The organism is Streptomyces sp. DS1-CR2 (assembly GCF_055760475.1).
Genome location: NZ_CM147085.1, coordinates 2790759 through 2812566, shown reverse-complemented (window position 1 = coordinate 2812566; position 21808 = coordinate 2790759). Strand labels below are relative to the sequence as shown.

The 21808-nt window shown below is 72.1% G+C and carries 21 protein-coding genes and 1 pseudogene; 6 read left to right on the top strand and 16 right to left on the bottom strand.

Annotated elements, in window-relative coordinates:
* Positions 1-50: 50 nt before the first annotated feature.
* The 4 genes from ACY0PA_RS13810 to ACY0PA_RS13795 all read right to left on the bottom strand — a co-directional run bounded on the left by ACY0PA_RS13810 (position 51) and on the right by ACY0PA_RS13795 (position 6629).
* On the bottom strand, positions 51-1964 hold the full coding sequence (locus ACY0PA_RS13810) for a hypothetical protein (protein ID WP_473084894.1): 1914 nt from the start codon (positions 1962-1964) through the stop codon (positions 51-53).
* A 55-nt stretch (positions 1965-2019) separates the two neighbouring features.
* Positions 2020-2541, bottom strand: a complete 522-nt coding sequence (locus ACY0PA_RS13805; RefSeq protein WP_473084893.1) for a tetratricopeptide repeat protein — start codon at positions 2539-2541, stop codon at positions 2020-2022.
* 106 nt (positions 2542-2647) lie between these two features.
* Positions 2648-3448, bottom strand: coding sequence for a tyrosine-protein phosphatase (locus tag ACY0PA_RS13800; RefSeq protein ID WP_473084892.1), 801 nt, complete (start codon positions 3446-3448; stop codon positions 2648-2650).
* A gap of 76 nt (positions 3449-3524) precedes the next feature.
* Positions 3525-6629 (bottom strand): alpha-N-acetylglucosaminidase, encoded by a 3105-nt coding sequence (locus ACY0PA_RS13795; protein ID WP_473084891.1) that lies wholly within the window; start codon positions 6627-6629, stop codon positions 3525-3527.
* Positions 6630-6743: 114 nt separating this feature from the next.
* On the opposite strand from ACY0PA_RS13795, the gene ACY0PA_RS13790 reads away from it, so the two are divergent.
* On the top strand, positions 6744-7187 hold the full coding sequence (locus ACY0PA_RS13790; protein ID WP_473084890.1) for a hypothetical protein: 444 nt from the start codon (positions 6744-6746) through the stop codon (positions 7185-7187).
* A gap of 49 nt (positions 7188-7236) precedes the next feature.
* On the opposite strand, the gene ACY0PA_RS13785 is transcribed toward ACY0PA_RS13790, so the two are convergent.
* From ACY0PA_RS13785 to ACY0PA_RS13755, 7 genes and pseudogenes are all read right to left on the bottom strand, one after another.
* Positions 7237-8751: a DUF1996 domain-containing protein gene (locus ACY0PA_RS13785; RefSeq protein ID WP_473084889.1), complete on the bottom strand. Its 1515-nt coding sequence runs from the start codon at positions 8749-8751 to the stop codon at positions 7237-7239.
* A 66-nt stretch (positions 8752-8817) separates the two neighbouring features.
* A pseudogene (locus ACY0PA_RS13780) lies at positions 8818-8904 on the bottom strand (DNA-binding response regulator); the annotation flags it as partial.
* Positions 8905-8980: 76 nt separating this feature from the next.
* Positions 8981-9988, bottom strand: coding sequence for an NAD-dependent epimerase/dehydratase family protein (locus ACY0PA_RS13775; RefSeq protein WP_473084888.1), 1008 nt, complete (start codon positions 9986-9988; stop codon positions 8981-8983).
* 102 nt (positions 9989-10090) lie between these two features.
* A complete protein-coding gene (locus ACY0PA_RS13770; protein WP_473084887.1) occupies positions 10091-10684 on the bottom strand; it encodes a winged helix-turn-helix domain-containing protein in 594 nt (197 codons plus the stop codon).
* A 381-nt stretch (positions 10685-11065) separates the two neighbouring features.
* Positions 11066-12097 carry a glutamine synthetase gene (glnII, locus tag ACY0PA_RS13765; protein WP_473084886.1) on the bottom strand — a complete coding sequence of 344 codons (1032 nt, stop codon included), beginning with the start codon at positions 12095-12097 and terminating at the stop codon, positions 11066-11068.
* Between the two features lie 237 nt (positions 12098-12334).
* Positions 12335-13078 (bottom strand): hypothetical protein, encoded by a 744-nt coding sequence (locus tag ACY0PA_RS13760; RefSeq protein ID WP_473084885.1) that lies wholly within the window; start codon positions 13076-13078, stop codon positions 12335-12337.
* A 145-nt stretch (positions 13079-13223) separates the two neighbouring features.
* A complete protein-coding gene (locus tag ACY0PA_RS13755; protein ID WP_473084884.1) occupies positions 13224-13586 on the bottom strand; it encodes an arsenate reductase family protein in 363 nt (120 codons plus the stop codon).
* A gap of 133 nt (positions 13587-13719) precedes the next feature.
* Here ACY0PA_RS13755 and ACY0PA_RS13750 point away from each other — a divergent pair, with 133 nt between their 5' ends.
* The gene (locus tag ACY0PA_RS13750; protein WP_100592108.1) at positions 13720-13998 is read left to right on the top strand and encodes a hypothetical protein; all 279 of its coding nucleotides are present in this window, start codon (positions 13720-13722) and stop codon (positions 13996-13998) included.
* A 63-nt stretch (positions 13999-14061) separates the two neighbouring features.
* Here the strand turns inward: ACY0PA_RS13750 and ACY0PA_RS13745 are convergent, their stop codons facing one another.
* Positions 14062-15297, bottom strand: a complete 1236-nt coding sequence (locus ACY0PA_RS13745) for a winged helix DNA-binding domain-containing protein (RefSeq protein WP_473084883.1) — start codon at positions 15295-15297, stop codon at positions 14062-14064.
* A gap of 110 nt (positions 15298-15407) precedes the next feature.
* On the opposite strand from ACY0PA_RS13745, the gene ACY0PA_RS13740 reads away from it, so the two are divergent.
* Positions 15408-15890, top strand: coding sequence for a hypothetical protein (locus ACY0PA_RS13740; RefSeq protein ID WP_473084882.1), 483 nt, complete (start codon positions 15408-15410; stop codon positions 15888-15890).
* Positions 15891-15927: 37 nt separating this feature from the next.
* Complete coding sequence (locus tag ACY0PA_RS13735) at positions 15928-17268, top strand: DUF2252 domain-containing protein (protein WP_473084881.1); 1341 nt, start codon at positions 15928-15930, stop codon at positions 17266-17268.
* A gap of 97 nt (positions 17269-17365) precedes the next feature.
* Here ACY0PA_RS13735 and ACY0PA_RS13730 read toward each other — a convergent pair whose 3' ends face one another.
* Entirely contained in the window at positions 17366-17488 is a 123-nt protein-coding gene (locus ACY0PA_RS13730; protein WP_473084880.1) for a hypothetical protein, read from the bottom strand.
* Positions 17489-17564: 76 nt separating this feature from the next.
* A complete protein-coding gene (locus tag ACY0PA_RS13725) occupies positions 17565-18428 on the bottom strand; it encodes a helix-turn-helix transcriptional regulator (RefSeq protein ID WP_473084879.1) in 864 nt (287 codons plus the stop codon).
* 197 nt (positions 18429-18625) lie between these two features.
* On the opposite strand from ACY0PA_RS13725, the gene ACY0PA_RS13720 reads away from it, so the two are divergent.
* Complete coding sequence (locus ACY0PA_RS13720; RefSeq protein ID WP_473084878.1) at positions 18626-19681, top strand: aldo/keto reductase; 1056 nt, start codon at positions 18626-18628, stop codon at positions 19679-19681.
* 54 nt (positions 19682-19735) lie between these two features.
* Positions 19736-20032, top strand: coding sequence for a putative quinol monooxygenase (locus ACY0PA_RS13715; protein ID WP_473084877.1), 297 nt, complete (start codon positions 19736-19738; stop codon positions 20030-20032).
* Positions 20033-20303: 271 nt separating this feature from the next.
* Here ACY0PA_RS13715 and ACY0PA_RS13710 read toward each other — a convergent pair whose 3' ends face one another.
* A complete protein-coding gene (locus ACY0PA_RS13710) occupies positions 20304-21005 on the bottom strand; it encodes a hypothetical protein (protein ID WP_473084876.1) in 702 nt (233 codons plus the stop codon).
* Positions 21006-21749 carry a hypothetical protein gene (locus ACY0PA_RS13705; RefSeq protein WP_473084875.1) on the bottom strand — a complete coding sequence of 248 codons (744 nt, stop codon included), beginning with the start codon at positions 21747-21749 and terminating at the stop codon, positions 21006-21008.
* Positions 21750-21808: the final 59 nt, after the last annotated feature.

Here is a 21808-nt window from a genome sequence, read left to right as displayed (position 1 = left end):
ATTTCTTTACGGAGGTGTCAGCAAGGGGTGTCCGCCGGGGCGCCGGGAGTTCAGCGCAGGGCGCCCACCTCGCGGCCCGTCGCCGTGCGGCCGGTCAGCTTGGTCCTGGCCCCCTGCCGGGTGGGCGCGGCCAGGACGTTGTCCGTGGCGCGGGCGCCGCCCGACGACGCGATCGACGTGACCTGCTTGCTTGCGGCGGCCACCACGTACCAGGTGCCGCCCCGCGACTTCCACAGCACGCCCGCGAGGACCAGCGGGTCCCGGCTGCCGCAGGCCGGGGTCCCCTCCGACTTCGCTGCGACCGCCGCCGTCGTCCCGCCGGGCGCCGTGAACAGGGCCAGCGTCCGCGCTCCGCCGCCCCGCCAGGTGTCGGCCCGCGCGCACGCCCAGTCCGCCGCGCCGCTGCCCTCCGGGAGCTGCTGGCGCGCGTACGCCCAGGAGTTGACGGTGCGCACACCGTGCGAGCGTACGGAGGTGAGGAAGCACGCCGAGTGCTGCCAGTCGGCCGCGACCGCCTCGCGCGGCGCGCCGGGACGGCCCGCCGTGAGATGCGCGGGCACGAGCTCGCCGAGGTCGGTGGAGAGGCGGGTGCCCGCGTCGTCCCGCAGGGCGAGCGTGTTCCACGACGTGCAGTCGCGGGCGAGCGCGGGGCTGGCGAACGGGGCCGTCACGCCGTCGGGGGCGCGGTCGAGCGGCATCGGCGCCGCCGACGGACTCAGCAGGTTCCGCACGGCGGCGCTCCGCACCCAGGGCGCGGTCAGATAGCGGACGTTGCCGTCGGCCCGGTCCACGACCAGGGCGCCGGCCTCCGGGCCCGTGGCGCCGTCCGCCCGTGCGAAGTCGAGCGCGGCGCCGCTCGTGCCGTCCTTCGGCTCCGCGTACCGCACGATGCGAAGACCGTCGTAGAACAGCACGATCCGCGCCTGGTCGACCTCGCCCGCGTACAGCAGCTGAGGGGGTCCGGGCGGGGCGCCGGCCGGCGTGCCCGGTGTCGCGGAGACCTGGACGGAGCCCCCCGGCCGCGCCCAGACCGCGAGGGCGCGCCGCAGCAGCGGCCGGTCGCCGGTCAGGGAGCCGCGCGCGGGCCACACGGAGAAGTCCGTACGGGCCGACGTCTGCCACGCCGTGGCCGGGACCCTCGTCAACCTGCCGGGATCCAGGGCGGCCAGGCCCGCCGGGTTCTGCGCGTACGCGGGCGCCGCGGCGCCCTCAGGGCCCCAGCCGCCGCCCGGCAGGCCGAGCAGCGCCCCGCACGCCAGCGTCGCCGCGGCGGCCGCGATCACGGCCTTCACATGCTGCCTGCGCCGCATCAGATCGGGCGGCCTGGCCTGGAGCGAGCACGGATCGAACTCCGTCGACTCCAGGAGGGCGAGCGCGTCCTTCCCCGCCGGCATGGTCACGCCGTCCGCCTCGGCGAGCGCCGCGTCCGGGTCCTCGGCGCCCGCCGCTTCCAGCATGTTCCGTACGGCCCTGTCGTCGAGCCGTTCGAGGCCGCGCAGGACGAACGCGGCGCGGCCGGGGCCACTGAGCGCGGACAGCCCCTGGTCCAGGGCCAGTTCGTCGGCACCGCCCGAGCGCGGGAAGAGCCGCAGGCCCCACACCTGGGGAAGCAGCGGAGGCAGCTGGGAGCGCCGGGGCCAGGCCCTGCGCCGCAGCGGGCGGCCCGCGTCGAGCGCCGTGCGCAGGACCCTGAGCCGCACGAAGCCGTAGCCCGGATCGCCGTTGCGCCCCTCGGCGGTGCGGGGCGCCGGGACGGCCGCCGCGTCGGCCGAGGTACGGGCGCGCGGCAGGGCGCGCTGGGTCAGGGAGTGCGCCGTGAGCACCCGGCGGTTGCGGCCGAGGCTGGGCGGGAGCACCAGATAGGCGAGCCGGACGAGCCGCGGGTAGTGCTCGACGAGAGCGGCCTCGGCCTGCTCCACGTCGACGACCGGACCGGGACGGGGGACGACATCCTGTGACTGCACCTTCGACTGCACGTTCAGCTGAACGAGCGAATCGTCGGATGGTCACTTCACGGTGTCACCCCGGCTCCGGCTCCGGTTCGACCAGCAGGCGGGCGTAATGCGCCATCGACCTCTGGTATCGGGGCAGATGGGGTGCCAGCGCGCCGAGGACCAGCGACAAGCCCTCGCGGTCCCGGCCCAGGCTGGACAGGCATAACGCCAGCGTGGCGCGCACGGCGTCGTCCAACTCGTCGGAGGGCGCGTCGAGTTCGGGCGTGAGAAGGGCCACACCTTCCTCGGGCCTGCCCGTGTTGCGCAGGGAGCTGGAGAGCTGGATCTTCGCGCGGCGGCCCCGGTAGCCGGACAGGCCGAGCTTCAGGGCCTCCTGGTACAGCGGCACGGCCCGGTCCGAGTGGCCGGTCGAGTCGAAGGCGCTGGCGCGCTCGAACGGGCCGACCGGGCTGCCGTCCGGCAGCTCGGCGACGAGGTCGTCGATGGCGGCGCGGAAGCCGCCCGCGGTGGACGCTGCGGACCCGTCGGAGGCGTCGAGTCCCGCCCACACCGCGGTCAGGCGTGCTTCCCAGTCTTCGCTGCTCATCGGGTCACCATGGCACGGATGTGCCCACGCGGCACAGGGGTTTCGCCGGGACCCCGCACCTCCCGAGCCCCCACGCCACCCGCGCCCCGAACCCTCGCACCCCGCGTCACCCGGCGGTCAGCCGCTTCCGGATCCGCTCCACCGCCTCGTCCGGCACCTCGAGCCCCTCGCGCACGTACGTCTCGAAGTCCCCGTACTGCGCCGCCACCTCGTCCTGCGCGGCGTGCAGGTACGACGCCCGTACGCCGATCAGCGCGAGCGCGATCTCCGGGTCGCCACCCTGCGCGGTGAACCCCTCGACGAGCGGCGCGAAGGCCTCCCGTACCGCCGAGTTGACCGACAGGTACTCCGTCTCCAGGGCCGCCTGGTCCGCGCCGAGGAGCGTCAGAACGACCGTCGCGGCCCAGCCGGTGCGGTCCTTGCCCGCGGTGCAGTGGAAGAGCAGCGGGCCCGCGTCGGGGTCGGCCAGTTCGGTCAGGAGCGTGCGGTAGGCGGCCCGCGCGGACTTCGTGGAGACGAGGGCGCGGTAGGTGTCGGCGAAGAGCGACTCGGCGCGCCCGCCGCCGAGCTTCTCGTCGGCGAGCGCCGGGTCGGACAGGACATGCTTGAGCTGCGCGGCGACGGGCGCGGCCCCGGTCTGGGCGATCTTGTCGGCGAGCGCGTCCGCGACCAGGACATGGACGCCGTCGGGGACGTGGTCGGGGTACGAGGCGCGCTCGCCGTTGGTGCGGAAGTCGACGATCGTGCGGATGCCGAGCGCGGTGAACGCCGGATCGGTTGCGGGGTCGAGCCGGTCGAGCTGCCCGGCCCGCAGGGCGAGGCCCGGGCGTACGGTGCGTCCGCCGGGCAGCGGGATCCCGCCGAGGTCACGGAGGTTGGCGACGGTGGTGGCGGGGATCGCGGGCATGGGCGGGACTCCAGATGTCACAGTCGTGACCGTATTCACGGCTTTTGTCCCGCCCATTCTGGCCCAGGGCCCGCCGCTACCCGAGCTGCCAGCCCCCGAACTCCACGGTGCCGCGCGCCCCGCCGCCCCCGTTCGTCGCCGTCATGAACAGCCCCACGTCCTGCACCGTCGCCGCCCCCGGCACCGTCACGGTCGCGACGGTCCGCCAGGTCGCCCCGTCGTCCGTCGAGCACTCACCCGTGTACGAGCCGCCGGACCGGGTCAGCCTCAGCGTCACCGGCGCCTTGATCCCGGTGATGCGCTTGTACGTGTCGAGCGTCCCGTCCCCGTTCGTGTCGTACGACAGCACGACCCCGTTGGACGGCGTCACGGAGAGGTTCAGGAAGCCCGGGGAGCCGGGCGTCGCCAGGGAGTTGCGGACGATGAGGCCGGCCCGCGCCCACGGGCCCGTGGCGGCCTGCGCGGTCACCGAGACCTCAACCGACGACCCGTCCGTGAAGGCGCCCTCGCGGTACGCCGAGCCGAACTCCGCGGTTCCCTTCCACAGGTCGGCGCCCGCCCCGTCGATCGCGTACCGGTCGCCCAACTGCCCGAAGACGGCGGCATTGTCGGTGACGGTCCGCCAGGCGCCGTCGAGCGGCCCGGCCTCGAAGAGCGTCCCCGCGTGGACCGACGTCACCCGGCTCTCGCCCCGCGGCCCGTACCGCACGGTGAGCTCGTACGGCAGCGGACGCAGCGGCCGGTCCAGGGGCGCGCTCGGGGCGCTCGCCTGCCAGCGGACCGTGCCCGAGCCCGCGGGCGCGACGCTCGCCAGGGACGTGGAGCCCTCGGGCGCGGCATCGATGCCGGACAGCGTGAAGTCCACGCGCCCGGTCGCCTGCAGCCCGTTGACGTTGCGGAAAGCGGCCTCCACGCGCGCGTGCCCGCCGGGAGGGAACGCGGCCGGCTTGGCGGTGACGGTCAGCGAGCCCTGGTAGGGCGCCCGCGCGAGCACGTCACGTACGCGCGCGGCCGTCTTGTACGCGTCCCCGACGGGCCGCAGCGGATAGTCCTTGCGCTCCCTGGTCCACGGCTCCTCGAACGCGAACCAGTCGACGGCCGCGGGCGCCGACCCCGTGGCCAGCGCGTCCTCCAGGGCGTCCAGCCACTTCTGCCAGCGCGGCACGTAGAAGTCGGACATCAGGCCGTGCCACTCGCGGTTGGCGTACTCGTGCAGGTTCCCCGGGTCGGACGTGGCGCGGTCGCCCCACACCGTGATGAGCACCTTCGCCGTGCGCTCGAACTCGGCGCGCTCGGCGTCGCTCGTCGCGAGCCGCCGCGCGTCGTCGATCCACGGCCCGAGCAGGAACGCCGGATGCGTCCCCGTCACGTCGTCGGACAGCCGCATCAGCTTCAGCCACAGCGTCGCAAGGCTCCGGAAGGCGTCCCGGTCCTTCCTCGCGTACGCGGCCCGCAGCTGCGGCAGGAGCTGACGCGAGCGGTGCGCGAGCGCCTGCCGCGCCACGTCCACCAGGTCGTACTTGTACGCGGCGGAGCTCCGCCGCCCGCCGGCCACGCCGAGCAGCCCGCTCAGGGCCGCGTCGAAGCGGCCCGGGTCGTAGGCCAGGGCGCGGGGCGCGTACTCGGCGGCCCGGTTCGCGGCCAGGTCGGGACGGGCACAGAACAGCGAGTCGTGCGCGTCGCTGCGCTCCACCGCCGTGTGCTGGTACGCGGTGTCGTGCAGGGCGCGCCAGGCGGCCCGCGCGTCCGCGTCCCGGCCTCCGTAACGGAAATCGGCGTACCCGGAGAACCAGGCCGCCCGGTCCACCTTGCCCTCGGTCCAGGCGAGTTCGCAGAACAGCTCGAAGGCGGCCGGGTCGCGGTCGGTGCCCTCCGGCATGAAGGCCGTGCCGGCGAGCGCGCTGCCCGGCTTGTCGCGCCACGTGAAGAACTTCTCGTTCCAGATGTGCGCGCGGGCGCCGATGGTGGTCCGCCCGCCGAAGTTCGGGATCGTGCCGAAGGCGTAGGGCGTGCCGCCCCAGTCCTTCTCGCGGTCGGTGACGGTCGTGAAGCGGTCACAGACGCCGTCGACGATCAGCATGCGCTTCTTGTCGATCGCGTCGATGAGCGCGGGCAGCGGGTTGGCCTCCCAGCCGAGAATCACCCACGTGGCTCCCGGGTGCGCCTTCTGCAGGGCCTTCTCGACGCCGCGCGCCGCGTCCGGCACGGGCACGTCACCGGCTGTGCCGCCCTCGTGCAGCAGGTCCATCTTGAAGTGCCCGGCCGCGCCGAACAGGTCCCGCTGGTGTCCGTAGAAGGAGGCGGCGACGGCGGCGAAGGACTGCGTGCGCGGGTCGAGCCAGTCGGGCCGGTCGAAGCCGTGCCAGGTGCCCTGCGCAACGACGTGCGCGTCGCCGCCGTTGCGCTCCACGAAGCCGTGGGGGACGTGCCCGTAGTAGCCGGGGAACACGGGCGACATGCCGAGCTCGCGCAGCCGGTCCGTGATCCTGCGGCCCAGTTCGACGCGCTTCGCGATGAGTTCGGGCGAGAGCGGTCCGCCGTACCCCGACAGGTTCTGCAGGAGCCACCACGGCTGGTGCGTGGGCGCCGGCAGCCAGGCGCGCGACTCCGCGTCGCTGTACCCGAAGTCCTTCAGGACGCGCTCGTACACGCCCTCCGCGCCCGCGATGACGAGGACCTCGTTGCACCCGTGCAGCGCGAGGACGTCGATCATCCGCTCCCAGTACGGCCAGTCCGCGTACGGCGCGGTGTAGCCGTCGTTCGTGTCGTTGAGGGCGAACCGGTGGGGGAGCGCGGTGGATCTCTCCAGCGGGCGCGGGGGCGCCGGCAGGGTCTTCGGCAGGTCGAGCTGGCTGCCGTTCCACGCGATGTGCGCCCCGCAGACGTACTTGAGATACCAGTGAACTCCCGTGAGCAGCACGGCCGGTGTCGTGCCGGCCACCTCGACGCTCCCCCGCGTGCCCGTCACCCGGAACCGGTCGCCGCCGCCCTGCGGGGAGAGGAACCTGAGACGGAACTGGTCCGCGTGACCCGGGAGCAGTCTGTTGAGTGCGGAGCGTACGGGAGCCGTATCGAAGGCAGGGCCCTCGGCGGCATGAGCCGTGACGGGGAACCCCGCGGCGGCTCCCAGGCCGATGGCGCCGGCGGTGCCGAGGACGGAACGTCGCGACGGTGCGGTCATAGGTGTGCCCCCTGCGTCGGATGGTGCGGCGCACGGTAACCCTGTGGCCCCCCTCGCTCAACGCTGTGTACGGAGCTGGCGAGTTCGTGTCGCCGCACAGGACGGAAGGAAACGATGGGAATGACGCGACGCATGCGGCGCATATGGGTGACCGGGGCGATGGTCTCGCTGGCGGTCCTGACCGGCTGCGGATCGCACGGCGACACCGTGCCGAAGACCGCGACCGGCAGCCTGGAACAGCTCGCGGCCAAGGCGAAATGCAGGCCCGACATCCAGACGGACGCCGACGAACTGCGCCAGGCCACCTGCGGCGACGGCGCCGACCGCTACATCCTCGCGACCTTCGCCACCGACCGCGGCCAGGCCGAGTGGCTCGACCAGGCCGACGACTACGGCGGCACGTATCTGATCGGCCGCCGCTGGATCGCCGTCGGCGCCGGCAAGGCGGTCACAGCGCTGCGCGGCCGGCTCGGCGGGACCGTGGAGAAGTCCTCCTCGCACCACTCGGGGAGTAGTGGTGGCGGGGGTCACGAGGAGGACGGGCACTCCGGGCACTGACGGTCACCGCGCGAGCTGACCGCGCAGCAGTCGACGGGGGGTCAGGCCGTCAGGTACAGCGCTGACCCTGGTTGATGCAGCTCGCGACGCGCTTCATCAGGCCGTCGTCGAAGACGTTGATGAAGTCGCCGTGGTCGGTCACGGGCTTGTGCAGCTGCTCGGGGAACGAGTCGACGGCGAAGCCGGGGCCGGGCGGTACGTCGTACACGATGCGCTGCTGCAGCTGCGGGATCGCCTGGAAGCCCTGCGGGCAGGCCCCGCTGTCGGGGTCGGCGAAGGCGACGTGCGTACGGTGGTTGGCGCTGTCGGTGTTGCGCCCGTCCCAGCAGCTCTGGAACTTGAACGACCGCACGACCTTGCTGCCCTCAGGGCAGATCGGGTACTTGTCCTTGAGCTGGCGGTCCTCGAAGCCGGTGCAGCTCCAGGACGCGTTCGCGTTCGCGTCGCCGTTGGTGAAGGCCTTGGCGTCACCGGTGATGATGCGCAGGAACCGCGGCATGGCGACGACCTTGCCGGCCGGATTTCCGACGAACTTCAGCGTGACCGAGGCAGGTGTCTGGATCTCGCCGACATTCTGGTCCTTGCCGCCGCCGTCGGCCTGCGCGTCGTTCTCGTCCTTTCCGTTCTGGAGGCGCAGAACAGGCCAGTAATAGGTCGACTTGTCGCCCTGATTGCGACAGCTCGTGTCGCCCTGCGCGAGATCGTCGTCACTGGCGAAAGCGTCGTTCGCCTGATTTCCCACGTAGTCGTGCATATGGTGCGCGCCATTGCTCACACCGGGCGCCACGATGACGTTGTCCGGATTGAATTTGCCGTTCTCGTTCCGCCCGCATTTCGTGGTGAACGTGCCGCGGGAGGCGGCCTGCTGGTTGGCCGGCGTCTTCACGTTGGGCTGGACGGAGTTGATGTCGACGAAGTCGGAGGCGTCGGGGCCGTTGCCGTTCTGCTGACCGCCGCCCCCTTGTTGGCCGTCGCCCTGCTGACCGCCGTCCCCTTGCTGACCGCCGTCCTGCTGGCCGCCGTCTCCCTGGCCGCCGTCCGCGGGGGCGGACGGTGCGGCGGAGCCGGCCGGGGGGCTGCCGTCGGTGCCGGCCGACCTGGCCGTGCAGGCCGCGAGGTCCTTCATGCCCTCGGGGGCCGTCCCGCCCGCCCGGTTGATCTCCAGGCCGATCCGGTCGATGAGGGCCGAGCGCCGGTCCTTCAACGGCTGCAGAATGCTGTTCTGCACGAAGTCGGGATCCCGCGCCGCCGCGTCCCGCGAGGCCGCGAGGCGCTGGTACGACTCGGTGATCTGGCTGTCCATCGTGGCCAGTTCGCCGTCGACCTCCGACCGCGCGGCGTCCGGCACGTCGGAGAGCCCGTTGCCCACGTCGGGGCAGTCGATGGTGGCGACCTGCTGCTGTTGCTGCTGCGCGCCGTCGCCGCGCTGCGCCGGGTTCTCCTCGTGGGCGGACGCGTAGACGTTCACCGCGACCAGCCCTCCTCCACCCAGGAGCAGTGCGGCCGACGCGACCGTCATGCGCGTCGCGAGTGACGAGCGCCGTTTTCGTGATGTGCGTCCCATGGAGCTACGTACGCAACACACGGGCCCCTTGTTCAAAGAGAGCACCGGTGATTTCCCGGCGGAATCTCAACGGCCCTGATCCAGATAGGCGATGACGGCGAGAACCCGCCGGTTGTCGTCGTCCGGCACCGGAAGTCCCAGCTTGAGAAGGACGCACTCATTCCCACCCACTCGAACGCAGTCCAGCGCGAGCGGTTTCCAACTCCCGCACGACCCCTTCCCGTCCGCGTCAGCCCTCCAGGACCTTCGCCTCCGTCGCCGGGTCGAGGCCCAGCACCGGCCGGTCCGGGCGCTGCGGGGCCTTCCCGCCGATGGACTCCAGCCAGGCCCAGGTGTCGGCGACGGTCTCCTCGACGGGCCGGCAGCGCAGCCCGGCCGCGACCGCCTTCGTCACGTCACCGCTGTGCAGCGCGGCATGCATGTCACCGCCCGGCGGCACCCACACCGGCAGCTGCATCCACGGCTCGATACCCGCCGCGGCGATCACCTCGGGAGCGGTCCAGCGCAGGTCGGCATCGCCCCCGGTGGCCCGGACGCAGGCGTCGAGCAGCCCGCCCATGGTCGTGTGCCCGGAGGGGCTGATCACGGTGTACGGGCCGCTCAGTCCGGCCTGTGCCGCGTCGAGGACCCAGGTGGCGAGGTCGCGTACGTCGATGTACTGGAGCGGCAGTTCGCGGGGGCCGGGTGCGAGCACGGGGCCGCCCCGCGCGATCCGCCCCAGCCACCAGGGGAGCCGGCCGATGTTCTCGTACGGGCCGAGGATCAGCCCGCACCGCACCAGCAGGGAGCGGTCCGCGCCGAATGCGTCGACCGCCGCGAGCTCACCGCCCCGCTTGTCCCGCGGGTAGTCCGTCCGCTCCGCGTCGGGCGAGGCACCGTCGACGACCGGGGCGTCCTCGGTGTAGCCGGGCGGCGGCGCCCACGTGTACACGGACGAGGTCGACACGTATACGTAGCGGCCCGCGCGCCCTGCGAGCAGCCGGGCGGAGTCGCGGACCGCGCGGGGCGCCGCCCCCCAGGTGTCCACGACGACGTCCCACTCGCCCTCGCTCTCCGCGAGCGCGGCGAGCCCGCCGTCCGTGTCTGCCAGGGTGCGGTCCCCGTGCAGGGACCGCACCCCTTCGGGCGCCTCGTGCTGCCCGCGGTGGAAGACCGTCACGTCCCAGGACCGGGCGACCGCGGCCTCCACCACCGCGCGCCCCACGAATTCCGTACCGCCGAGCACCAGAAGTTTCATGCCGGTGACTCTGCCCGCTCGGGACGCGTCAGGGAATCCGTTTCTGCCCCTGGGAGAACCATTCGGCCGGGGACGGCCGACGGACGGCGCTCCGCTCGACGGTCAACGCGCGGCCGGCGGGGCGTACTTGTAGCCGACCCGTCGCACCGTCTGGATCACCTGACGGTGCTCGGCCCCGAGCTTGCGCCGCAACCGCGCGACATGGACGTCGACCGTCCGTCCGTCGCCCACGTGCCCGTAGCCCCACACCGTGGTCACGAGCTGGTCGCGGGTGTGCACCCGGTGCGGATGCGCGACGAGGTGCGCGAGCAGCTCGAACTCCAGGTAGGTCAGGTCGAGTCGGCGCCCGTCGACCTGAGCGGTGCGCTGTGTGCTGTCGATGCGGACGAGCGCGTCGGTGGCGGTGTCGCTGTCCTGCGGCGCGGCTTCGGGCCGCCGCCCGGGCTCGTCGGGCACCGGGAGCAGCTGCTGGTCCGCCGGTACGAGGACCAGGTAGCCGACCATCGGGGGCCGGCCCGGCAGCGTGGGCAGGGTGTGCGGGGGAGCCGGCAGCCAGGTCGCGCCCGGCGGCAGGAAGTCGGCGACATCAACCACCTCGTCCCGGTCGACGGCGCGCAGCCGGTGGCGGCCGGAGACGACGGGGGAGGGGGCGGAGGTCACAGAGGAAGCGGTGGTGAAGGAACGGGTGTTCGCCATGAGTGGTCAACTCTTTCGCGCGAGGAGTCATCGAGATCGTCGAGAACTGCGAGGTCGCAGAAGGACCTACGTCGTGCGCGCGGGCCGAACGCCGGGGTGAACCGGCTTTAGAGGGCCTGCGCGTTCTCCGCGCGGCAACACACCCGGTCGAAGTCGTGGTGCTGACGGGAAGGCCAGAAGGGCTCGAGGTCGTGGCGACCCGTCGCGGTGTCATGGAAGCTGGCCATGGCTCCATTGAAGCAGACGGGGTCGCGGGGCAGGACCCCCCTCTCACCGGTCGGACGGCGCCTTGGCGTGAACTTGACGCTGTCCGAGGTGCCTGGCGACGCAAAGGGCGCCCACCGGACCGGTGGGCGCCCTTCGGGAATCAGATGCCGCGGATCAGACCTGGCCGGCCTTCTCCAGAGCGGTGCAGCAGGTGTCGACGATCAGGCGCGTCACGACGTACGGGTCGACGTTCGCGTTCGGACGGCGGTCCTCGATGTAGCCCTTGCCGTCCTTCTCGACCTGCCACGGGATGCGGACCGAGGCACCGCGGTCGGAGACGCCGTAGCTGTACTCGTTCCACGGGGCGGTCTCGTGCAGACCCGTCAGACGGTCGTCGATGCCCGCGCCGTAGTTCTTGACGTGGTCCATCGGCTTCGAGCCCTCGCCGAGCGACTCGCACGCGGTGATGATCGCCTCGTAACCCTCACGCATCGCCTTCGTGGAGAAGTTGGTGTGCGCGCCGGCGCCGTTCCAGTCGCCCTTGACCGGCTTCGGGTCGAGGGTCGCGGAGACGTTGAAGTCCTCGGCGGTGCGGTACAGCAGCCAGCGGGCCACCCACAGCTGGTCGGAGACCTCGAGCGGGGCGAGCGGGCCGACCTGGAACTCCCACTGGCCGGGCATGACCTCGGCGTTGATGCCGGAGATCCCGAGGCCCGCCTTGAGGCAGTTGTCCAGGTGCGCCTCGACGACGTCACGGCCGAAGATCTCGTCCGCGCCGACACCGCAGTAGTAGCCGCCCTGCGCGGCCGGGAAGCCGCCCACGGGGAAGCCGAGCGGGCGCTCACCCTCGAAGAACGTGTACTCCTGCTCGATGCCGAAGACCGACTCCTGCGCGGCGAACTGCTCCGCGACCTCGGCGAGCGCGGCACGGGTGTTGGACTCGTGCGGCGTCATGTCGATGTTCAGGACCTCGCACATGACGAGGATGTCGTCGCCGCCGCGGATCGGGTCCGGGTAGGAGGCGACGGGACGCAGCACGCGGTCGGAGGCGTGGCCCTTGGCCTGGCTGGTACTCGAACCGTCGAAGCCCCAGATCGGCAGCTCTTCGAGCGCCGGCGCGGAACCCGCGATTATCTTCGTCTTCGAACGGAGCTTGGCCGTCGGCTGGGTGCCGTCGATCCAGATGTACTCAGCCTTGAACGTCACGGGGCCACATCCTTCGGGTGGGTCTGTACGGCGCAGTCATGTGCGGGTGCGGCGCCTCGGTGTGCTGCTCCGCAGACTGTCAACAGGCGATTTCCCGTCCGTTGCCCGTATGTGAACCCCGTGTTACTCGGGTCCCTCTGTGGCCGGAGTCACGTTTCGCCGGACGGCCCCGGCCCGCGCACGTCATGGGGGCACGCGCGCGGGCCGGGGCCGTAGGCCTGGTGGACGCCTGTGAGGTCAGCCCACCTTCTCTATACGTGCGTTGCGGATGAGGAATTTGCCCGGTTCGCGGACCTGTTCGAACGCCGAGTTGTTCAGCAGGACGCAGTTCCCGGAGACGGATGTGACCTCGACGGACGTGGACTTGCCGTTGTCCAGGTTGGTGACCTTGAGCTTCGTCCCGGCGGGGAACTGCCCGCTGGACGCGGCGGGCGCGCCGCCCTCACCGGACAGCGTCACGGTCGACCCGGCACAGACCTGCTCACCGGCGGCGTCCCCTCCTGCGTCACCGGCGCCGCCGGCCGCGTCCGTGGGATCGGGTTCGGCGGTGACGGTGTCCGGGGGCGCGGCGGTCACCGTCTCCATGCCGCCGGCCGCATCATCGGAACCGGCTCCGGCTCCGGCCGCATCATCGGAACCGGCCCCGTCCCCGTCCCCGGCCTGCGCCCCGTCCCCGGCCTGCGCCCCGTCCCCGGACTCGCAGCCGGACGCCGCCTCCTTGCGCCGGATCTCCGCGATGACGGCTTCCCGGTTGGCGATGCGGGCCTCGGACTGCGCGTCCGGGGCGGCCCGCTGCCCGTCGATGAACTTCTGGTTGTTGGCGATCGCGGTCTCCAGGCCCTGGCAGACCTGGGCGTTCTGCGCGACCGGCGCCGCATTGCCCGTACTCGCGAGCGCGAACGCCGCACCACCGGCGACGAGGGCCGCGCTCACCGCGAGCGCGGCCTTCTTCCGGGGGCCCATCCTTCTCCTGCGGGACATGTCCGCCTCCTGTCGTCGTTACGAACGTCGGTGCGCGCACCGTTACGTACGGGTAACCGGAGGGCGGAACTCAACTGACCCAGGGGAAGCTCAAGTAACGTACGTCACACGAGAGTTGGATCCGCGGGGGTGAGGTCGTCGCGTCTCAGTGGCGTCCGAGCACGTCCCGGACCGCGTCCTCGCTGCGCGCCACCACGGCCGTACCGTCCTGCGCCGTGATGATCGGCCGCTGGATGAGCTTCGGGTGCGCGGAGAGGGCCGCGATCCACCGGTCGCGCGAACCCGCGTCCCGCGCCCAGTCCTTCAGGCCGAGCTCCTTCGCGTCGGCCTCCTGCGTCCGCGTGATGTCCCACGGCTCCAGCCCGAGCCGCTCCAGAACGGCGCGGATGTCGTCCTCGGACGGCACGTCCTCCAGGTAGCGCCGCACCGTGTAGTCGGCGCCCTCCGCGTCGAGCAGGGAGAGCGCGCTGCGGCACTTCGAACAGGCGGGGTTGATCCAGATCTCCATGGGGCCAAAGGTACGGGAAAGGCCTTGTGGCCAGCGGCTATTGTCAGTGCCCGGCAGTAGAATTGAGGCAGTGTTCGAGGGAGCGCCCGGGGCCGCGGAGGGCCTCGGAAGGTCTCCCTCCCGCGACAGGAGGATGTCTGTGCCCGCTGCCGCACCGATGCTGATCGACCTGCCCTGCAAGCCACTCGCGAAGAAGGCCCTGCCCGCGGGACGGCCGCGTGACTGGTACATCACGCACAATCGCCGCCTCAAGGCGATGCGCCTCGCGATCGCCCTGCTCGACTCGGGCGTCTACCTCCCGAACCAGGCCCACAACCGGACGATACGGAGCACGGCGGAGCGCGTCGGTATCCATCCGCCGTCGGACACCACCTGCCACATGGTGCGCGCGCTGATGCGCTACAGCCGCTGACGACCAGGGTGCGCCGCCCGCTCGTTGTCTTGCTCAACGGGCGGGAGGCGCACGGCAGTTCACTCACTTCCCGGCCGGGGCCGGTCCCGCCAGCTCCTTCTCCAGAGGCGTACGGAAGCGGGGGGTGATCCGCGCCTCGCCCACCCACTCCTGGAGCCTCGCGGCCTGCGCCTCGACGGCGGCCGCGCCTTCCCGGCCCACGTCCGTGAGCAGCCGCCACCGGACGGTGCCGTCCTTGCCCTGCGCCCACCCGCCGGCGATCCGCCCGTCCCACCACACGGTGGGCCCGATGTTGCCCGCCCCGTCGAAGAGCGGCGCGCGCAGCTCCGGCGCCAGATACCAGTCGCGCTGCTGCCAGCCCATCGGGCTCGGGTCGAGACCGGGGAGCAGGGCCGCCCACGGCTCGGTGCCGGCGGTGACCGGCTCGACGGCGTCGGGGAGCACGAACCCGGCTCCCTCGTCCAGCTCCACCTCGACCGCGCCGACGGCCGCGAGCGCCCTGCGTACGTCGGTGACCTTCCATCCCGTCCACCACTTCAGGTCGGCCTCCGTGGCCGGACCGCACGAGCCGAGCCAGTGCCGGAGCAGCTCCGACTGGGCTTCGGCCACAGGGAGTTCGGGGTGCGCGGGCATGAGCGCCCATCTGAACTGGCTGGACGTCCACGACCCGCGGGGCCGCCCGCGCACGACGCGCCCCTCCATGCCGAGGACCCGCAGCAGCCGCGTCGAGATCGACTGCCACGCCTCGTACTTCTTGCCCGGCGCGTACAGCAGCTGCGTACGCAACCGCGGCTCGTCCTCGGCGAGTTCCGCCGCGGTCGCCTCGCCGCGCGCCCCGATCGCCGCCAGCGTTCCCGCCTCGACGTCCGCGAGCCACGCCGCGTCATGCTCGCTGCCCGCCTCCAGATGCTTGACGAAGGAGGCGCGCTCCCGCGCGGCGACCGCCACACCCGTCGACGCGTGCACCACGGCCGTGAGCGCGGCGGGGAACACGAACACCGTGTGCCGCATGCCGTGCATCCGCACCAGGGAGCGGTCCGTATACAGGGCGCGCTCCACGTCGGCGACCGTCTTCGACGGGTCCCGCAGGCGCGCGCCCACCGCCAGATACACGGTGGCCGGGTCCGTGCCGTGCAGCGCCACGAGCGACCCGGCGACCTCCTCGGCGGAGCCGGCCCGCGCGGCCGGCGCGAGCCGCTGCCCGGCCGCGAGCCTGGCCCGCCGCTCCGGCGCCCCGATGTGCCGCCGCCGACCACTCACAAGGACCTCCCAGGGCTGTTCGTCCGACCGTGCCCCCATCCTGCCCGGGCCCCCGGGCCCGTTCACCTGTTTGCCGTACCCGGCATGCCGCCCGGGCCCCGGCCGCCTTCACTGAGGTGACGGCAGCGGAACGGGCAGCGGGAGGCGTGATGTCGGGACATGGCATACGGGGCGCGGGGGCCGGGCTGCTCGTGGCGGCGGTGCTGCTCGCGGCGGCCGGCTGCTCGGACAACGACACCAGCCCCTCCGACGCGGTGTCCAAGGCCGCGTCCGCCGCGTCGTCCGCGGCGTCCCGGGGCGGTGACGTGGTCGCCTCCGCCACCGCGAAGGCGCAGGAGGAACTGGACCGCGTCAAGGGCGGCGTGAACGCCAAGGGCGACATCCGCCTCGGCGACGTCGCGAAGGCCGGCGACCGGATCACGGTCCCTGTCACCGCCACCAACAGCTCCGACTCCAAGGCGTCGTACGCGGTACAGGTCAACTTCCGCGACAGCGGCGGCAACCTCCTCGACGCGGTCGTGGTCACGGTCGACGACGTGGACAAGGGCAAATCCAAGGAGGCGACGGCCCGCAGCAACCGCACCCTCACCGGCGACGTAAAAGCGGACGTCGGCAGAGCGCTACGGCACTAGCCGTGACCGCCCCCGCAGGCCACGCGGACGGTGCCGCATGACCACCCCCGAAGCCCGGGCCGCCCTGGGCAAGGAGGCCCGCAAGCGCGCGTCACGCTCCTCGCACGGGGCGTGGATCCCCTCCGCCGACCGCCCCGACCCCGTCGTCGTACTGGAACGGCAGGCGGCCGACCGCGTCGCCGAACTGCTGCCCATCCGGTACGGGCGGATGGCGGACTCCCCGTTCGCCTTCCTGCGCGGCGCCGCCGCCGTCATGACCGGCGACCTGGCCACCCAGCGCGCCACCGGCCTCACCGTCCAACTCTGCGGCGACGCCCACCTGTTGAACTTCGGCCTCTTCGCGTCGCCGGAACGGTCCCTGCTCTTCGACGTCAACGACTTCGACGAGACCAGCCCGGGCCCCTTCGAATGGGACGTGAAGCGGCTGGCCGCGAGCGTGGCCGTCGCCGCCCGCGACAACGGGCACACCGACACCCAGGCCCTCAGATCGGCCGGCGCGGCCGCCGCCGCGTACCGCACCGCGATGCGCCGGCTCTCCGGGATGGGCGAACTCGCCGTCTGGTACGAGCACATCAATGCGCACCAGTTGCTGCCCCTCATCCGCTCCGGCCGCAGCCGACGCCGCGTCCAGGCGACCCTCGCCCACGCCACCCGCCGCACCAGCCTCCACGCGCTGGGCAAGCTCACCGAGGTCGTCGACGGGCGCCGCCGCATCATCCGGGACCCGCCGCTCCTCGAACCGGCGAGCACCCCCGACACGGCCACGGTGCGCAAACTGTTCGGCGACTACCGCTCCACCCTCGCCGAGGAACGCCGCCGCCTCCTCGACCGCTACCGCTTCGTCGAGGCCGCCCGCAAGGTCGTCGGCGTCGGCAGCGTCGGCACCCGCTGCTTCGTCGTGCTGCTCGAAGGGCGCGACGCCGACGACCCGCTGTTCCTCCAGATCAAGGAGGCCACCCGGTCCGTCATCGAGGAATACCAGCCGCACGGCCCGTACGTGCACCCGGGCCACCGCGTCGTCGCGGGCCAGCGCCTGCTCCAGGCCTCCGGTGACATCTTCCTCGGCTGGATGACCGGCCCCCAGGGCCGCGCCTTCTACTGGCGCCAACTGCGCGACATGAAGGGCTCCGCCGACGTCGCAGGCCTCTGTCCGGACGAACTGCGCGCCTACGCCGAACTGTGCGGCACCGCACTGGCCCGCGCCCACGCCCGCTCGGGCGACCGCATCGCCATCTCCGGCTACCTCGGCCGCGCCGACATCTTCGACCGCGCTGTGGCCGACTTCGCGCTGTGCTACGCGGACCAGAACGCCGCCGACCACACGGCCCTGCGCAAGGCGGCGTCGGAGGGCCTGATCACGATCGCCCCGGGCGTCTGAGAGCCGGTACGGCCGCCCACGGAGAGGGCAGCCGTACCGAAGTGACCGAAGTGACCGAAGTGACCGTGTGGATCCGGAGACGGATGTGTCAGGTCTGTCAGGAGGGGGCGGTCTCACCGACGGCCGCGCCGAGCAGCGGCACAAGGAAGGGATTGAGCGGATCGTAGTTCGCGGCGAGACGGGGGTGGGCGAATATCTCGTCCGTCGCGTCGTCAGCCACGCGGTCGACGATCGACAGGAATAGGAAAGGGAGACCGGGAGGGCAGCGAAGGCAGACCGGCGCGCGAGGACAGGCCCTACCTCGCCGGCAGACTCTCCTGGGCCCACGATGCCAGCAAGGTCAGCGCGGTCTGAGACGGTGATCCTTCCTCCACCGTGTGGGCGACCAGTGCCTGGTCCGCGTCGTCGGGGAGCCGCAGCGTTTCGAACCCGAGGTCCAGCTCGCCGACCACCGGGTGCCGGTAGACGTACCGTCCGTGGGTCTTGTCCTTGAGCCCGTGCTCCGCCCATGCTTCCCGGAACTCCGGGCTGGCGGCGGAGAGTTCGTCGAGCAGCGCAGCCGTGTGCGGGTCGTCCGGGTGGCGTCCCGCGTCGAGCCGGAGGTAGGCGGCCACGTCGCTCGCCTTGCCGCGCCAGTCGGCGTACAGGTTGCGTATCCCCTCGTCCAGAAACACCAGGCGGGCCAGGTTCCGCTGACGCGGCGGCAGCGCGCCGAAGTCCGTGATGAGCGCGGCCGCCAGCCGGTTCCAGGCCAGGACGTCGGTGTTCCGCCCGACGACGTACGCCGGCACGTCGGCCGCCGAGTCGAGGAGCCGGCGCAGCCCAGGCCGCACCTCCTGCGATTTCGGCGCCCCCTCCGGGCGGTCCGGGTCCGACCACGGCCGCGCCAGCCGGTACAGATGCTCGTGCTCCACCGTGTTCAGGCGCAGTGCCCGGGCGACCGCGTCCAGCACCGCCTCGGAGAAGTGCAGGGTGCGTCCCTGCTCCAGGCGGACGTAGTGGTCCACGCTCACCCCGGCCAGCCGGGCCAGCTCCTCCCTGCGCAGACCGGGAACGCGCCGCTGGCCGCCGTAGTCCACAAGCCCCAGCTCCTCGGGCCGCAACCGGGCCCGGCGGGATCGGAGGAACTCGCCCAGTTCTGCGCGTCTGTCCAGTGCCATGCGGCAAGTATCCCCACCCCGCTCCCCGTGTCGCCGTTCCAGCCTGGTCATGCCGTGCCCAGGCACGGGCTGCCACTGGGTGGGCCGCCGACAGGCGACCAGAGTGATGTGCACCGGAACGGTTCGAACGGCTCCGGCCCGCAAGGCGCCCCTGGCGCCCCAAGCCCCGACACCCCTACCTACGGGAGCACTTCGCCATGACCGCCACTCACCTCCCGACCCGCAGCCTCGGCAGCACCGGCATGCACATCACCCGTCTCGGGTTCGGCTCCTGGGCGGTGTCCGGATCCGGCTGGCGCTTCAGCTGGGGCGACACCGACGACGCCGAGTCGGTCGCCGCGATCCGCCACGCGATCGACTCGGGCGTCAACTGGATCGACACCGCGGCCGTCTACGGTCTCGGCCACTCCGAGGAGCTGGTCGGCAAGGCCGTCGCTCACCTTTCCGAGGCCGACCGCCCGTACCTCTTCACGAAGGCCGGCCTGGTCTGGGACCCGGACAACCCGCAGGCGGCGCCCCGCCGGATCATGAAGCCCGCCAGCGTCCGCCGCGAGCTCGAGGACTCGCTGCGCCGGCTCGGCGTCGAGCACATCGACCTGTACCAGGTGCACTACCCCGACACCGGTGAATCGCTGGAGTACGCGGGCGACGGCCACGGCGCCGTCTCCCCGAACGCCACCCCGCTGGAGGAGTACTGGCAGGTCATGGCTGATCTGAAGGCCGAGGGCAAGGTCCGGGCGATCGGCTTGTCCAACCACTCGGCGGAGCAGCTGGAGGCCGCTGAACAGATCGCCCATGTCGACGTCATCCAGCCGCCGTTCTCCGCGATCAACCGCTCCGCCTCGGCCGAGATCGCCTGGGCGCACGCCCACGACACGGGCGTGATCGTCTACTCCCCGCTGCAGTCCGGGCTGCTCACCGGCGCCTTCTCCGCCGAGCGCGTCGCGAACCTGCCCGCGGACGACTGGCGAGCCGCCCACCAGGACTTCACCACCGGCCTGGCCGCCAACCTCCACCTGGCGGACGCACTGCGTCCGGTAGCCGAGCGGCACGGTGCCACCGTCGCCGAAGTGGCCCTCGCGTGGGCCCTTGCCTGGCCCGGCATCACCGGAGCCATCGTCGGTGCCCGCAAGTCCGGTCAGGTCGACGGCTGGATCGGAGCGGGGTCGGTGGAACTGACACCCGCCGACCTGGAGGAGATCGCCACCGCCATCACGCTGTCCGGCGCGGGCACGGGTCCCGCCCGCCCGTAACAGTCCGCCGTCCGCCGTCCGCCGTCCGCCGCCGCGTAAGGAGATCACGTCGGCATGTCCCTCACCGTCGTCGCCGAGTGCCTGGCCGCTCCCGGCCAGGAGGACCGGCTCCGCACCGCCCTGGAGGCGATGATCGAGCCGTCCCTGGAAGAACCCGGCTGCCTCGCCTACTGCCCCTATACCGATCCCAACAACTGCGCCCGCATGGTGATCGTCGAGGAATGGACGGGCCCGCAGGCCCTCGCCGAGCACTTCACCACCGCTCACTTCCGTCACGTGGAACAAGTACTGGAGAGCGTCCTCGCCAGGCCGATGACCATCCGCAAGCTGATCACCGCTCCCGCCGGCTGACACCCACGGAAAAGGCCGTCGGCCGCGCCTTCCGAACCCGGAAGAACACGGCCGACGGCCCACAGACGTCCCAGGAGAGCGGAAACCCGCTCAGACCTGCGGCGTTCTTAGATGTCGAAGTAGAGCTAGAGGAATGCTCTGACCTGCATAGACCAGCCTCCGATGGGGCCTGGGTGCACACCGGGTGCACGCTGCTGATCGGCGGCTTGTTCGGACAGGTGATCGCCCCCCGTCCCGTCGAAGGGCTGGTTGCCGAGGACCTGTCGTACGGTCAACTCCTGATTCCTGCCTCTCGCTTGAGACGGTTCATCACGTACGTGCTGAAAAGGTGATCGCACCGGCCGAGGAGATCGGCCACCTCTGCGTCCCCGAGCGGCACGTTCGCCGACGGCTGCCAGCGCTGGACGGACTGCTCGGACCAGCGGCGCAGCTTGTCGTCCGAGTCGTTCAACAGGGCGACTGCAGAACGCAGTTGGATCACTCCGCCCTGTACGTCGAGCAGCCGGAACGCGGCGAGCCGGGTGTGACGGGGCCGGTCCGGTGCGAGCCGATCGAGCAGCCAGTCGGTATCCAGGTTGCCTGCTGACGGGGCGAGCGCAGTCGCAGCCTCGCGTGCGACGGCCGGTGCCGGATCGTCGAGGAGCGCGCGCAGACGTTCTGCCTCCACCGCGTCCAGGGCGCGCAGCCCCACCACCGCGCCCACCCGGACCGCACCCACAGGGTGCGTGACCAGCGGCCACAGCAGCTCGGCATCGGCGCGTACTCCGCACTCGCCGAGCCCAGCCGGCGCCCCCGGCGGCACCTCGCCGGCGCGCATGCACCAGTCCCGGTACAGCGGAAGCGGATCGATTTCTTTCTGTCGTACGACATAGCGCGCGCAGGCTCGCACCAGCGACGAGCGGTCGACCAGGAACTCCTGTGCTCGGCCTGCCTGCCCAGCCCGCCGCAGCCCGGTCACACTGGCCGACCGCACTCATGGATTACGGGAGCCGAGCAGCGGCACGAGCACTTCGTCGTAGTCGGCTTCCGATGCTCCTGCGAGCGCGACGTCGGCGCACAGTTTCTGGACGACCGTGTCGTTGTCGCGGGCGGCGGTACGGGCCATCTCGGCGGGGGACAGTCGGCGTTCGGCCACGGCGATGCGATGGGCGAACCTGCGCACGTCACGGTCCCGGTCGGTGAGCAGAGGCACGAGCCGCCCGTGCGGCGCCTGGCACAGTAGCTCGCGCAGCAGTCCGACCGCGAACTCCCCGCGGTCCCGGCGCCCAGCCTTCAGCACCAGCGTCGCGAGCCCTGTGGCATCCGCGCCGTCGAGCCCGGCCCGCAGCACCTTGCGGGCTCGCTCGCGCACCGGAGCCGCCCAGTCGGCACATCGGACGACGACGAGCGGCAACAGCGCGGGCCGTCCCGCTGCCTTGCCCACGGCCGCCTCTCGAACCCGCCCGTCAGGGTGGCACAGCGCCAAGGCGAGCCGGGCGTCGTCGAGCTCCCGGCCCTGCCGTCGAACGGCGAATCCCTTGAGACCCCAACTCGTCTGCCCGTCGATGACCTCGGTCCGTGTGGGCAACAACTCGCGCTGCGACCAGCCGAGATCCCGCACGCCGAGATCGAGGCTGAGCCACGAGTCAGGATCACGGACATCGAGTACCTCGCCCAACGCCACCCCTTCACCCAGCCGTACGGCGGCCGCCACCCCGGTTCCGTCGTCCCCGCCCATGCGTGCCCCGCAATATGTGTATTCGACCTGTCTGATCTGCGGTGATGCTACGCCGCCCC